The sequence below is a fragment of the Sphingobacterium sp. 2149 genome (assembly GCF_031455655.1).
In the GTDB taxonomy this organism is placed as follows: Bacteria; Bacteroidota; Bacteroidia; order Sphingobacteriales; family Sphingobacteriaceae; genus Sphingobacterium.
This window is the reverse complement of the sequence record NZ_JAVDTD010000021.1, coordinates 1-14,343: the sequence shown is the minus strand read 5'-3', so window position 1 is coordinate 14,343 and position 14,343 is coordinate 1. Positions and strand designations below refer to the sequence as shown.

At 38.9% G+C, this 14,343-nt stretch carries 12 protein-coding genes and 1 tRNA gene; 9 read left to right on the top strand and 4 right to left on the bottom strand.

Features of this window, described 5'->3' with window-relative positions; translation table 11 throughout:
• Nucleotides 1–8 precede the first annotated feature (8 nt).
• The 5 genes from glgX to J2X77_RS22950 all read left to right on the top strand — a co-directional run bounded on the left by glgX (nt 9) and on the right by J2X77_RS22950 (nt 8,965).
• Complete coding sequence (glgX, locus tag J2X77_RS22970) at nt 9–2,117, top strand: glycogen debranching protein GlgX (RefSeq protein ID WP_209581964.1); 2,109 nt, start codon at nt 9–11, stop codon at nt 2,115–2,117.
• Between the two features lie 15 nt (nt 2,118–2,132).
• On the top strand, nt 2,133–3,950 hold the full coding sequence (treZ, locus tag J2X77_RS22965) for a malto-oligosyltrehalose trehalohydrolase (RefSeq protein ID WP_209581961.1): 1,818 nt from the start codon (nt 2,133–2,135) through the stop codon (nt 3,948–3,950).
• 370 nt (nt 3,951–4,320) lie between these two features.
• Nucleotides 4,321–5,484 (top strand): GAF domain-containing protein, encoded by a 1,164-nt coding sequence (locus tag J2X77_RS22960; protein ID WP_310082673.1) that lies wholly within the window; start codon nt 4,321–4,323, stop codon nt 5,482–5,484.
• Between the two features lie 30 nt (nt 5,485–5,514).
• Nucleotides 5,515–6,495 carry an ATP-binding protein gene (locus J2X77_RS22955; protein WP_310082671.1) on the top strand — a complete coding sequence of 327 codons (981 nt, stop codon included), beginning with the start codon at nt 5,515–5,517 and terminating at the stop codon, nt 6,493–6,495.
• Between the two features lie 283 nt (nt 6,496–6,778).
• A complete protein-coding gene (locus tag J2X77_RS22950; protein WP_209581959.1) occupies nt 6,779–8,965 on the top strand; it encodes a catalase in 2,187 nt (728 codons plus the stop codon).
• Between the two features lie 33 nt (nt 8,966–8,998).
• Here J2X77_RS22950 and J2X77_RS22945 read toward each other — a convergent pair whose 3' ends face one another.
• Together J2X77_RS22945 and J2X77_RS22940 are read right to left on the bottom strand one after the other, a co-directional pair.
• Complete coding sequence (locus J2X77_RS22945) at nt 8,999–9,487, bottom strand: ankyrin repeat domain-containing protein (RefSeq protein ID WP_209581956.1); 489 nt, start codon at nt 9,485–9,487, stop codon at nt 8,999–9,001.
• 254 nt (nt 9,488–9,741) lie between these two features.
• Nucleotides 9,742–9,894, bottom strand: coding sequence for a lmo0937 family membrane protein (locus J2X77_RS22940; RefSeq protein WP_115048587.1), 153 nt, complete (start codon nt 9,892–9,894; stop codon nt 9,742–9,744).
• A 411-nt stretch (nt 9,895–10,305) separates the two neighbouring features.
• Between J2X77_RS22940 and J2X77_RS22935 the strand changes: the two genes are divergently transcribed.
• Nucleotides 10,306–10,806 carry an RNA polymerase sigma factor gene (locus J2X77_RS22935; protein WP_209581955.1) on the top strand — a complete coding sequence of 167 codons (501 nt, stop codon included), beginning with the start codon at nt 10,306–10,308 and terminating at the stop codon, nt 10,804–10,806.
• Between the two features lie 253 nt (nt 10,807–11,059).
• On the opposite strand, the gene J2X77_RS22930 is transcribed toward J2X77_RS22935, so the two are convergent.
• Nucleotides 11,060–11,296 (bottom strand): hypothetical protein, encoded by a 237-nt coding sequence (locus J2X77_RS22930; RefSeq protein WP_209581952.1) that lies wholly within the window; start codon nt 11,294–11,296, stop codon nt 11,060–11,062.
• Between the two features lie 288 nt (nt 11,297–11,584).
• Here J2X77_RS22930 and J2X77_RS22925 point away from each other — a divergent pair, with 288 nt between their 5' ends.
• Nucleotides 11,585–12,364, top strand: coding sequence for a class I SAM-dependent methyltransferase (locus tag J2X77_RS22925; protein ID WP_209581949.1), 780 nt, complete (start codon nt 11,585–11,587; stop codon nt 12,362–12,364).
• A 75-nt stretch (nt 12,365–12,439) separates the two neighbouring features.
• Here the strand turns inward: J2X77_RS22925 and J2X77_RS22920 are convergent.
• Nucleotides 12,440–12,513: transfer RNA gene (locus tag J2X77_RS22920), tRNA-His, on the bottom strand.
• 201 nt (nt 12,514–12,714) lie between these two features.
• Between J2X77_RS22920 and J2X77_RS22915 the strand changes: the two genes are divergently transcribed.
• On the top strand, nt 12,715–13,275 hold the full coding sequence (locus J2X77_RS22915) for a DUF4230 domain-containing protein (protein WP_209581946.1): 561 nt from the start codon (nt 12,715–12,717) through the stop codon (nt 13,273–13,275).
• A 753-nt stretch (nt 13,276–14,028) separates the two neighbouring features.
• Entirely contained in the window at nt 14,029–14,232 is a 204-nt protein-coding gene (locus tag J2X77_RS22910; protein ID WP_209581943.1) for a hypothetical protein, read from the top strand.
• Nucleotides 14,233–14,343: the final 111 nt, after the last annotated feature.

The window sequence follows — 14,343 nt, the reverse complement described above, 5'->3', positions numbered from 1 at the left end:
ACATAAAGATGGAAACAAACATTTATACCGGAAATCCTTACCCTTTAGGGGCAACCTACGATGGGGAAGGAGTGAACTTCGCACTCTGCTCCGAGCACGCTGAGGCTGTTGAACTTTATCTCTATGATAGTTCAGACGAGCGAGAAATCGCTAAATTTAAAATTACGGAGAAAACACATCAAGTGTGGCATATCTATGTTTCTGGAATAAAACCTGGGCAACTCTACGGTTATCGGGTTCATGGTCCTTATGACCCATCAAGCGGACATCGCTTTAACCCACATAAATTATTGATTGATCCATATGCAAAAGCAATTTCAGGAACTGTTAAATGGAATGATGCTTTATTCGCCTACACTATAGGAGATGATGACTTAAGCATGGATGCAACCGATAGTGCTCCCTTTGTTCCTAAATCTGTCGTTACAAACGACAAATTTGACTGGGGAAGCGATAAGCCACCCCGCATTCCTATGCATAAGAGTGTGATTTACGAAACACACGTAAAAGGCTTTACAGCAATGCATCCCGATATTCCTGAAGAAATAAGAGGTACCTATGCCGCAATGGGCCATCCCGTTGCAGTAAATTACCTGAAAGAATTGGGTATTACAGCGGTAGAATTGTTACCTATACATCATTTTTTGACTGACCGTCATCTAAAGGATAAGGGACTCAGCAACTATTGGGGTTATAACAGTATTGGTTTTTTTGCACCAGATGTGCGCTATTCTGCTTCAGGCTACCATGGAGAGCAGGTTTTGGAATTCAAACAGATGGTTAAAGCACTGCACGAGGCAGGCATAGAAGTTATTTTAGATGTGGTATACAACCATACTGGCGAAGGTAACGAAATGGGGCCAACACTTTCTTTTAGAGGTATTGACAATGCCTCCTATTATCGATTAGCTGACGACCCTCGTTATTATATGGACTTTACCGGAACCGGCAATACACTAAATACCCGCCAACCCAACGTATTAAGGATGATTATGGACAGCCTCCGTTATTGGATTCAAGAAATGCATGTAGATGGATTCCGATTCGACCTGGCTTCAGCACTGGCGCGTGAACTGCACGAAGTAGACAAATTGAGCTCTTTTTTCGATGTGATCCATCAAGATCCAATCATCTCACAGGTTAAACTGATTGCCGAACCGTGGGATATCGGAGAAGGGGGATATCAAGTTGGCGAGTTCCCCCCCGGCTGGGCCGAATGGAATGGAAAGTATCGCGACTGTATCCGTGACTACTGGATTGGAGCAGACAGCATGATTGCCGAATTCGCAAACCGACTTACCGGTTCTTCTGATTTATACCGAGGCGACAACCGTACCCCTTCGGCCAGTGTCAATTTCGTTACGGCACATGATGGATTTACGCTTCACGATCTAGTATCTTATAATGAAAAGCACAATGACGCAAATGGTGAGGACAATCAGGATGGAGAGAGCCACAACCGTTCTTGGAACTGTGGTGTCGAAGGACCAACAGACGATCCTGAGATCAATAGTTTGAGGGAGAAACAGAAGCGAAATATGCTGACAACATTGTTTCTTTCTCAAGGGGTTCCCATGCTTGTGGCTGGCGATGAATTCGGCAGAACGCAGCAGGGAAACAATAATGCATATTGCCAGGACAATGAGATTTCGTGGTTGGATTGGACTAAAATCGATGGAAACCAATTGGACTTCACCAAGAAATTAATACATCTTCGTCGGGAACATCCCGTATTCTGTCGCCGAAAATGGTTTCAAGGATTGCCTATTCGCGGTACGGGTGTTGAAGATATCGTATGGTTTTTACCTGATGCATCCGAGATGGACGACCATCATTGGCAGGAAGACCATGCGCGTTCACTTGCGGTATATTTAAATGGTGAAGGTATTAGATCAGTTGGTAACGACGGAAAGAAAATCGTGGATGCTAGCTTTTACCTGTTGTTTAACGCGTATTGGGAAGATGTGTCGTATCAGCTCCCAAATGAAAATTATGGAGCTAGATGGATTAAAATCTTAGATACGAATAATGATACGATAGAAAATTTCGGAGAGTTTGCTGCGGGTGATACTGTCTTAGTTCCTTCACGTTCCATACTATTATTTCAATCTCAATAATAGACTGCAGAGCGTATGAGCAAGACCGGAATTAAGCATGTGGGCATTCGTTTTGAAGGCGAAACCTGTCAAATTAGCGTATGGGCACCAATAGCAAAAATTGTGATTTGCCGATTGTGTGATAATAATTTAGAAATACCTCTAAGGCCACTAAAATATGGCTATTGGTATGCTGAGAGTACGTTAATAACTCCTGGGGATCGGTATAAAATTAGTGTGGACGGAAATGAACTTCCAGACCCGGCTTCCCTTTCCCAGCCTGAAGGTGTGCATGGACCATCAGAGGCAATAGATCTCCGATTTAATTGGACTGATCAGAGCTATAAGCCCCCTAAAAATTCCGAATTCGTGATCTATGAGATTCACGTCGGAACATTCACCTCATCTCGCGATTTTGATGGTGTCATAAAAAAAATTCCGCATTTGAAGGATTTGGGGATCACTGCGATAGAAATTATGCCAGTCGCACAGTTTCCGGGAGGGAGGAACTGGGGGTATGATGGCGTTTTCCCATTTGCAGTACAGCATTCCTATGGTGGAGCTTCAGAATTTCAGCGGCTTGTGAATGCCTTCCATGCAGTTAATATAGCTGTAATTTTGGATGTGGTGTATAACCATATCGGACCTGAAGGAAATTATTTTTCGAATTATGGGCCATATTTCACCAACAAATACCATACGCCATGGGGGGATGCTCTTAATTATGATGATCGTTTCTGTCATGGGCAGCGTGATCTAGTGCTCAATAACGTACGTATGTGGTTTGAAGACTTTCATATTGATGCTCTTCGACTAGATGCGGTGCATGCGATTAAAGATTTCGGAGCAGTTCACATCCTTCAGGAAATTCGCAAGGAAACGGACCAAATTATCATCAATTCGGGTAAGAATCGCTTTTTATTCATTGAGTGCGATCTCAATGATAGGCGATTTCTGGATCCATTGACAAAAAATGGCTATGATATGGATGCGCAGTGGTTAGATGAGTTTCATCATGCCTTAAGAGTGTCGGTGGGCGAACCAAAGAAGGGATATTATGAAGAATTTAATGGATTGAATGATCTGGCAAAAGCCTATGAGAAAGCCTATGTTTTTGACGGTAATTACTCTTCCCACCGGGAAAAGTTCTTCGGAACAGACAGTTTTGGTCTTGAAGGGAATCGCTTCATAGTTTTTTGCCAAAACCATGATCAGATCGGTAATAGAATGTTAGGAGACCGCGCAGTGAAGATTTATTCTAGCGAAATAGCGCGCCTCATGGCCTTTGCTGTGTTTATGTCTCCCTATCTTCCCTTACTATTTATGGGTGAAGAATGGGGGACAGAAAAGCCTTTCCCATATTTTATAAGCCATAGTGATCCTGAGCTCGTGCAACTAGTTAGGGAAGGCCGGAAGAAAGAGTTTGAAGATTTTATTACGAATTCTGATGTCCCAGATCCTCAGAGTGAAAGTATATTTAGAGAGACTATACTGGATTGGGACGAGCTCAATAGCGAACCCTATCGACAACGTTTATTGTATTACAAATCGTTAATAGCGTTGCGGAAAACAAACCCCCTGCTGAAAGATGTGCAGCGGGATGAGTTGAAGGTCAAATGCATCGAAGATAAAAAAGTACTTCTGCTTCAGGTGAAAAAAAAGGAAAAATCTATCGTTGTAATCATGAACTTTTCCGACCATGTACAGCACGTAAATTTACCGGAAGATTTCAAATGGCGAATGATATTTGATACTCACGAAACACAAGCTGAGCTTATTGTTGGTACGGATAAGCCGGTAATTACATCCTATCCGTTATCACCGTGGTCCGGCTATGTTTATAGTTCTCAATAGCTTATTTTTAAAAATTACAGTGCTTATTTGAAAGATAAAGGTGGATACAAAGATGATCACAAATTTCAAACAAAGTACGTAATACTATTGTTTACTATTCAAGACGGCTTGTCCAGCCATGAAGAAAGTTTAAAAGCTAGGTTCTTTCCAACCTAGCTTTTTCTCGCTTACGTAGGTGCGGTAATATTTACCTGTAATTGCTAAAAAAAGTTTGACGGTTGTCTAATCAATTATTCGTCGTTATTTTTTATATATTAGCCTGAGATATGACATGTTTGAAGAGGGATGCTAGATTTTATATTGTATGGCAATTATCTTTTTCGAGAATTTCCTATTAATAGTAAGTTAAAATATTAAAAACAAGTAAGATATGCCTCAATTGGAGTGTCATGATGAAGAAATCCACTTATGTGGTAAAATCCAATTTTTCGGTTTCCTTTGTGTTTTCGATAAGATCGGATGCATTGCAGTAAGTGAAAATCTATCTCATGTGCTGAATATTCCTTTAAACGAAATTCTCGGACGTTCGATTAGGGAGTTGTTGCCTTTTTGTTCTGCAGCGAACGAATGGAATATCGAAGAGATTGAGAGACAGATCACTGGGCAGGTATTCTCTCGTTTCGTTGAGCGTATCCGTATGAAGGATAATGATTACTATTTGAGCATTTACCGCTACGACGATAAAACATATGTTGAACTAGAGATTTGCAATGAGAACCGCCTAAAAGCGCCGCGTTTATTCTATTATGCTAAATACCTTGAGGAACAAAATGGCAATGCTTGGCGTTCTTTGACAGTATTGATCCACCAGATCATTGGTTTTGATCGTGTCATGGTATATCGTTTTGAAGAAGACCATAGTGGACAAGTGATTGCGGAGTCTATTAATGAAGGAATGAGCTCGCTAATGGGATATCGTTACCCGGAATTTGATATTCCTGCACAGGCTAGGGCACTTTATACCAAATTTCTTGCGCGACATGTTGCGGATATCGATGCCCCTGTTATTCCTATTCATGGACTGGAGGCGGGGGAGATAGACCTCACGCATTCCAGCGTCAGAGCCTTGTCGCCGGTGCATTTGCAGTATCTCAGGAACTCGGGCGCGCGCGCCAGTGCTAGCTTCTCTATCGTTATCGATGGAAAACTTTGGGGAATTGTAGCTTGTCAAAACAGGCTTCCCAAGAATGTCGATCTTTCCCAACGACACTTATGTGCTTTTTTAACGCAGTATGCAGTAAATTATTATCTTTCAGAACATCAAAAGGAAAATTTGGTCGCACAAACCATCATGGGTGTTATGGAACGCGATCTTAAATCCGAACTGTTAGTAAATAGTGATATTGGCGTTGTGCTTGAACGTTTTGCCCCCCAGATTTTGGAAATTGTAGCAGCCGATGGATTAATGATCAAGAACGATCATACTGCTAAAAGCTGGGGAACGGTGCCGGATGAAGGGCAGCAACGTACAATAGATAAGTACATAGAAAGCCAAAAACGAACCGAACTCTTTTCTACGTCAAATTTTGTTTAAGATCAAGTAGAGTCAGAACACGGCGTGTTTTTGCCTGGCGTTTTAAGGATAAATATTCTTCCTGGCAATAAATATTACATCTATTTATTCCGTAAGGAACACATATATGACGACGTTTGGGCAGGAAAGCCCGAAAAAATATATCTTTATGATCCCGAAAGGAAAGTTGAATTTCCCTCGCCAAGAGCATCTTTTGAAGCTTGGCGTGAAACGATGAAAGGCAAGTCTGTTAAGTGGAGAAAGACTGAACTTTCTTTTATGGAGAAGGTGGCACAAATAGCCCAACAAGCTATCGCACAACGGGGCGGGGAGATTGCGCAACTTAACAAGGAACTTATCAGATCCAACAACGCCTTAGATACATTTGGCTATACATTAACTCATGACCTTAAAAATACACTTTCCTCGATAAAGCTTGCCGCTCAGATGATGTTAATAAAAGATGATCTTTCTAAAGACATGCTACGTAAGATGGCAAAAAATATCATGGATGCCACAGGACTGATCACAGAAATGATGGATAAAGTTTATCAGCTTACGCAGTCTAATTATGTAACTTTTAAGACCGAACTGATCGATCCGAGAAATAAAATTCTGAATATTCTAGAGAGTAGCAAGCAGCAGTTTGATAGCGAAAATCTAGAGTTTATATTAGGTGAAACTTGGCCGATTATAGGCGAAAGAACACTGCTGTATCAGCTATTTTTAAACCTGATTGGCAACGCCATAAAATATAGTAGTAAAAAGGATCAACCGGTAGTTGAAGTTTATAGCATAAAACAGGGTAATTCGGTTCACTATTACATCAAAGACAACGGGATAGGCATGGATATTCGTGACGATAGCAATATATTTGACATATTTAAACGTCTGCCCAATTCGCAAGGATTTGAAGGTTCGGGTATTGGCTTATCCATTGTTAAACGAATAGCTGACCGACTCAACGCAAAAGTTACTGTTGAAAGTGAACTCAATGTGGGTACAACTTTTTGTATAAGCTTTGAAAGCTAATGACAACAAGTTCAATAATCCTCTTATCGTCCGACTTTCGATATGCATTTATACAATTGCTTTAGACTTTTTAGTAATTAGTGTATGTCATCATGAGTTGTGTCGTCGTTTTGTAACCGAAACCCTAGGAATAACTTTTATAATTAAAACAAACGATTAATGGATTGGAAGAGTTCCTAAAAGGAATATCGAATATTTTTAACTAGGATAGCATGAGGAGTCAGTCTTTGCCTTCCCAGGTCTTAATTCAATTAAAAATGTGTAAACCCATAAATCGACTATAATGAAAAAAAAAGAATCGAAAACGGCAAAGGTTGAGGCAGTTGAAAATAAAAAAGTCAGCGCACTACGGCCTCATACCGCAGATGCTACAGGTCAAGAGATGACAACGGATCAGGGGGTCAAAATCAATGATGATCAAAATTCGTTACGTGCAGGTGATCGAGGTGCAACGCTCTTAGAGGATTTTATTCTACGGGAAAAGATCACCCATTTCGATCACGAACGCATTCCGGAGCGTGTTGTACATGCTCGAGGGTCTGGCGCACATGGTGTTTTTAAATTATATAAGCCTTTGAGTGAGTTAACAAAAGCAGGTTTTTTGAATAATACCGAAATAGAAACGCCAGTTTTCGTTCGTTTCTCGACTGTTGCTGGTTCAAGGGGTTCAACAGATCTGGCGCGCGATGTACGTGGTTTCGCAGTCAAATTTTATACTGAAGAAGGTAATTTCGATTTAGTTGGTAACAATATGCCTGTATTCTTTATTCAGGATGCTATGAAATTCCCAGATCTTGTCCATGCGGTCAAACCCGAACCTGATAATGAAATTCCACAGGCTGCATCGGCCCACGATACGTTTTGGGACTTTATTTCGTTGATGCCCGAGTCGGCACATATGATCATGTGGCTAATGAGTGATCGTGCCATACCACGAAGCTATCGTATGATGGAGGGGTTTGGGGTGCATACTTTTCGATTTATCAACGCCCGTGGAGAATCAAATTTTATTAAATTTCATTGGAAACCAATGCTTGGAGTTCATTCCGTTGCATGGGATGAAGCACAAAATATTTCTGGTAAAGACCCCGATTTCCATCGAAGGGATCTTTGGGAAGCGATTGAAAGCGGTGCGTTTCCAGAATGGGAACTTGGCGTACAGGTCATCCCTGAAGCGGATGAATTTAAATACGAATTTGACCTATTGGATTCGACAAAAATTGTTCCTGAGGAACTTGTACCGGTACTGCCTATAGGTAAAATGACATTGAATCGAAATCCAGATAATTTCTTTGCTGAAACAGAGCAGGTGGCCTTCCATATTGGAAACATTGTACCTGGAATCGATTTTACGAATGATCCGCTGTTGCAGGGGCGCCTATTCTCCTATACCGATACCCAATTGATTCGTTTAGGAGGTCCCAATTTTCACGAAATTCCGATAAATAGACCCATTAATCCTTCCCACAATAACCAACGTGATGGATTTATGCGCCAACGAATAGATCGTGGGAAGACAAGCTATGGACCAAATTCGTTGGGGGATAATTATCCGCTGCAAGTATCAGAAGAAGCAGGAGGATTTAAAAGCTATCAAGAGCGTATTGATGCGCGAAAAGTTCGTGCGAGAAGTGACAGTTTCCGAGACCATTTTAGTCAGGCACAATTATTTTATAATAGTCAATCTGAGCCAGAAAGAAACCACATTATCGATGCATTCAGCTTCGAATTAGGCAAGGTAAAAGCAGTTGCAGTAAGACAGCGAATGATTGGTATATTATCGTTGGTTGATAAAAGCCTGGCAGGCCAAGTAGCAATCGCTCTGGGATTGCAGGTGCAGGAGAAGCTCGAAAAGCCAATCAATAAAAGTCTCCCAGCAGATGCAAATCCTTCCGACTATGAGCCTATTGAAGTTAAGGTGAAATTAAAAAGATCGGCTGCATTAAGTATGGAAGATACTGTTAAGAGTACGATTATAAGCCGAAAAATTGCCGTACTAGCTGCTGATGGTGTAGACGCAAGTTCGCTAAAAGTTGTGACAGATGCTATTCGATCAGAAGGAGGCATCATTCATATTATCTCACCAAAGTTAGGTCAAATTATGGGTTCAGATAATAAGCCGATTCAAGTTGAGGAAAGTTTCTTGACGGCAGCATCCGTACTGTATGACGCCATATACTTACCTGGAGGGAAAGACAGCGTGAACAAATTACAATCAAATGCGGATGCGGTTCATTTCCTAAATGAAGCTTTTAAGCACTGTAAAGCTATCGCCGCAGATACGGGGGCTCGTCTGGTTTTGGATGCCACTTATTTTTTCAATAAGGGACCAGAATTTGACGTAGGCTCTACCTTGGATGAAGGAATAATCATTGAAAGCGATTCGAAGTTTTTGGCTGATAAGTTTATTAAGGCAATTGCAAAGCACAGATTTTGGGAGCGGGAGAAAAAAGGTAAGGTTCCAGCATAGTTTTAAAATAAATAGCCCGCATATGCGGGCTATTTATTTTGAGATAGTTTCATTTTGTAAAAGAGCTAAACCGGTATCGTTGCCTTGTTGCGCGGCTAAGTCAAGTACCGATAGTCCACGCATGTCAAGCAAACTCGTATTTGCACCGTGGTGAAGCAAAAGTTGAAGAACTTCATTTCGTCCAAACATGGCTGCAAACATCAGAGCAGTGCCACCGTTTCCATGCTGTAAATTTAGATTTGCACCATAACTGATTAGTAATTTAGCGATATCGTAATAACCTTTAAAAGCTACTCCCATAAGCGCTGTATTGCCTCCATTATCTTGAGCATTCACATCGGCACCAGCTTCCAATAATAATTGGGCAGCGGTAAGCTTATTATTATAACAGGCAATTATTAATGCTGTATAGCCTTTGCTATCCCGAGTATTGACATCAGTATCCTGATAGATCAATTCACGTAGAACTTCGATATTGCCTAATCGGGCGGCATGTATCATGATTTCTGAATTTTGTATCATAGTTGATAAGTTTTTGTTTTAAGATTATTGAAATTGATCGGTGCCTAAGAACGTTGTATCTTAGTTGGAACAAAACTGTGAGACGAAATGTTTGCCGACAATTTAATTTTAATTTAAATGGATATAAACGCCAACATGTTGTCAAAAAAAAGCAGTTTTTCAGATAAAGCATCGTTATTACTGATTCGCAGTTGTTAAAAAAGCCGAACGAGGACATGTTCGGCTTTCTAACTCTTCAGCTTTATGCTATTATACTAGGCGGCACCACGAATAACACGAAGTAGTACAACAATTATAGCAATAACCAATAGTACGTGGATGATATTTCCTGTAGCATAGCCTCCAAAAAAGCTGATTGCCCAAATGATAACTAAAATGACAGCGATGATGTACAATAAATTTCCCATAATTTTTGATTTGTTTTTCCAGTAGAACATCATTCGCATACGTATAGTTTGTTTTGATAAATTATTTTAAATCATTTAAGTGTTCAGTTTACGATACGGATCGTACATTATGCTGTTAAAAATGAATCGTTAAGATACAGTCTCAACGTATTTCTAACATTTCAACGGTAAATAAATACCTTATTATCTTTTTTTAATATTGCTCTTTTTTTGATAGCCACTTAAATTATAGGTAATAAATCTGCTAAAGCCTGCGAATTAGGCTTCGAAGAGTTGAAAACGTATTTCTACTCGGACCAATGTTATTTCTTTTTAAAGCTAAAAAGGGTTTAAAGTGTAGCACTCTTCTTGTTACCCTATTCTTGTAAAACCATTTTAAACAATCAGTTGAATAAAGAAAGAGGATAAGTTATGAACAATTACAATTTAAACGTACTCATTAACGAAAAAAGAAGTTTGCTTAATCATTTTGCTGCCAAATTTACAGCTGATCCGGATGAAAAGGAAGATTTGATACAAGAGACTTGGATAAGAGCATTGAAGTCAATAGATGAATTTGTGCAACATCCAAAATTGATGAGCTGGTTATATGTCATTATGAAACATACGTACATCAATAAGTATCGAAAAGCAAAACGAATTACTGAAATTCAAGATCAGTACGTGGTTTTAGAAAGTACAAATACTACTGAACATAATAAAGGAATCAATAAATTCATGGCTGAAGATATCGAAAAAGCGATGACGAGCTTAACTTCAGAAAATTATGAAATTTTTCGTCTGTTTTTGGACGGTTATAAATATCATGAAATCGCATCTTATTTTGATATGCCAGAAGGTACAGTTAAGACTAGAATTCATATGGTACGTAAAAAACTCCAAAAACAGCTTAAAGTTTATAGAATGAACTAGCAGTTCCCGCAGATTACATATAAGCCAGTCAACATTTGACTGGCTTATATGTAATTTTGAAAACGCTCTATTTGCTAAAATCTTCTCAACCAACAGAACTCATAAAAATAACAATTAAAGGATCTCTACAAAGTTCTTCGATGGTTTTGATTCCTACCTTAACTCATACCTCCAGGATCGCTTTGACAGCCTTTCTTAGTCGGAAGGTATTCTGAAAAGTGATCATCGAATGATCCCCTTTTCAGAATTAATATTAATCATTTTCATGTTCCGTAGAAGCAAAAGAAAATTTAACCGACTTCTGCGGGTAAGTCTCCATACTTTTGCGACTCGTGTTTTTAATGATGGTTTTAAGGCTAACACGGTCTCCCAATTTATAGTAAGTCTCTACGGTCTGATAATCCAGTAAGTAGGGGCCACAAAAATAGTTTCCATTGTCATCTTTCTCTATAATTCCCTGATAAAGCCCTTCTTTTGTCTCTTTTGGCATATTTATTTAATTTGAATGACAAAGGTAGCAAGAGTATTTGAAGAATATCATAGGAAAAATAAAATTTGAATTTTTTTATAGGATAAGTGTTCCATTTCCTCAATTGTTTCGATAGAATTCGTTTTCATTTGAGTGCTAAAGCCAAAGAAATAAATGTGGCATTGTTTAAGAGTCATATCATCCAAATCGGTGTGCTAAAAACAAAAAATATATCATTGTTTTTCTCGTTATATTTCTATAAATTCAGCACATAAAAATAAAGGACGAATCAAAATAGACCAAAAATAAATGAACGAGTTAGAAAGTTATTTCCGAAATAATGATGCAAAATTGATTAATAAATGGATGCATTATTTCGATGTATACGACAGACATTTTAGTCGTTTCAAGGGCAAAGATATCGTCGTTTTAGAAGTGGGGGTTTTTCAGGGTGGAAGCCTTCAGATGTGGAAAAACTACTTTGGTGATCGCGCGAAAATATATGGTATTGACATCAACCCACACTGTAAAGAACTCGAAGAAGAGAATGTGGAGATATTTATTGGCTCACAGTCCGACCGAAAATTCCTTCGTCAGGTGAAAGAATCTATTCCACCGATCGATATTTTAATCGATGATGGCGGCCATACTATGAAACAGCAGATTGTGACTTTTGAAGAACTCTTTGATCATGTAAAAGACACCGGTGTATATCTCTGTGAAGATCTGCACACATCTTATCAAGTGTTTTACGGAGGAGGGCACAAAAGGAATGGAACTTTTATTGAATATAGTAAGAATTTCATCGATTATATCAACGCTTATCATTCGGAACAACGTGGGTTGAAAGTAAATGGATTTACACGTTCGGTAAGCTCGCTTCACTATTATGACAGTATCTTGGTTGTGGAGAAGCACCGAAGAGATGAGGCACCGATACATATGAAAACAGGGCAGGCAACAGTAAAGGATTTCAATGCAGCTCCTACAGGAATTGATGGATTAAAATGGAGAGTTAAAAAGCCTGCTTTAACCATGATCAACAAGTTGCTACGTTTTTTCCGTATAGGTGGTTTTATGTGGCGCTAGAAGGCGAAAGAAAAATTATTGATAATACTACTTGAAATAAAAAAAGCGGATCAATTTAAATTGATCCGCTTTTTGGGTAAGTAATCGGGCTCGAACCGACGACCCCTAGAACCACAATCTAGTGCTCTAACCAACTGAGCTATACCTACCGTGATTTTGATGTCACAAAAGTAGTATTATACCTGATATTTTCCAAATGTTTTTTAAACTTTTTAATTAAACAATTGTCTATCAAAATATATAGTTTTTGTTTTAACCAAGTTGGCGAAGTTTATGATAGTATTGAGGTAATATTTCGAGGTTAAATAGATAAAAAGGCAACTTGGTCTTTAATTTGTATAGTATAATTTATGGGAAAATTTTTAAAATTTTTAATCGCCGCAGCCATTTTGGCGGTGGGCGCTTGGTTTGTCTACAATAAATATAATAGTGGTCCGTTGGTGGAAAGTAAGCATCAGTTATTAGTGGATCGTATTGAGGCTATGGGGAAATTAGAATTGGTAAAATATCGTTATAGTGATGTGGTAGAACATAAGAATGTCAATACATTTTTACCTGACGCAAGTGTATTATTAATTGTCAAAGCGGATGCTGTAGGTTGTGTAAATCTGACGAAGCTTACTCCGGAAGATATTGAAGTTATTGGAGATTCAGTCGCTATAAAGTTACCGGCTCCAGAAATTTGCTATATTAAGATCGACCATGAAGCCTCGAAGGTATATGATACCAAGATGGCTTTTTTAAGAGAAGCGGAACTTGTAGATGAGGCATATAAAGCCGCAGAAAAGGCGGTTGCAGATGATGTTAAAAAATCAGACATTCTTCAGCAAACCAAAGCGAATGCCAATACGGTTTTTAAGCCACTTCTGCAGGGTCTGGGATTTTCAAAAATCAATCTGACTTTCAAATAAATTTAAATAGGAGAGCTAGAAAATATTGAATTGATCTAGCTCTCTGTAATGAATCCATTACGTGCACTTCCGATAAAATGAAAATAGACGGTTATCCAAATGTGAGTGGAATGACAGTAAAAGATTCTTATTCGTTTTTATCTTGTCGTCGATGTATCCGGTTGAGGGGTCGGTGGGATTTCTCCTCTAGATTGTGGAGAAGTAGTGTCACGATATTGTATCGTTGTAGTATCATTTGGTACGGAGTCCCGCATCAACTCTTTTGATTTCTCATCATCGGTCTTAGCGCTGTTACATCCGAAGGCGGCAAGACAAACTAGTCCAACGGCAATTAATTTTGTTAAATTTTTCATATTCACTTTATTATTTAATCGTAGTATGCAGTCGCATACGCTTAGCTGAAGAACAACGTTCAAATTGAAAGTGTTTCGAATTTAATTTATCTATTGTTATTGGAAAGAGGATTGTGCCTGTTTTGTTGTTGAAAAATTAGAATTGTAAAGAACTTTATAAAGTTGAAGGCTGTTCCTCTATTATATAAGTTCATTTGAACAGAGAGATCTAACATAAATATGCTTGAAATGTCCTTTGTTAAGGACTGGCTCCCAATTAAGTCTGGAAACTCTGGTTGATATCGCTTTTCTGGCTGATGTTGAAAGTTAAACAGCAGTCTTGAATATTTAGAAAATCTGATCTCGATGTGGTATTAGCGGATATAAATAGAATAATTATACAATAATAAACTAAAAAGACATGGCAACAAAGAACGAAAATCGCGTAGTCGGAACAGAAATGGAGAAGAAGAAAAAAGTTAAACTAGGGGTCAATGGAGAAGTAATTCGAGATGTAAACGATAAGGATCATGGTGATGCAGAGGCTGGGGTAGACCCACAGGTCGATCAACTTAACGATATGCCGAACGATCCGACGGATAGGCCTAAAGAAAGTAGGAAATAAAAAAGACCCGCAATTCTGCGAGGGCACTGAAAAAGTCCCGTTTTAGATTGGGCAAAAAAAAGGAGTGGGAAATAACAGTTTTCTGCTCCTTTTTTCGTATCTTAAATTAGT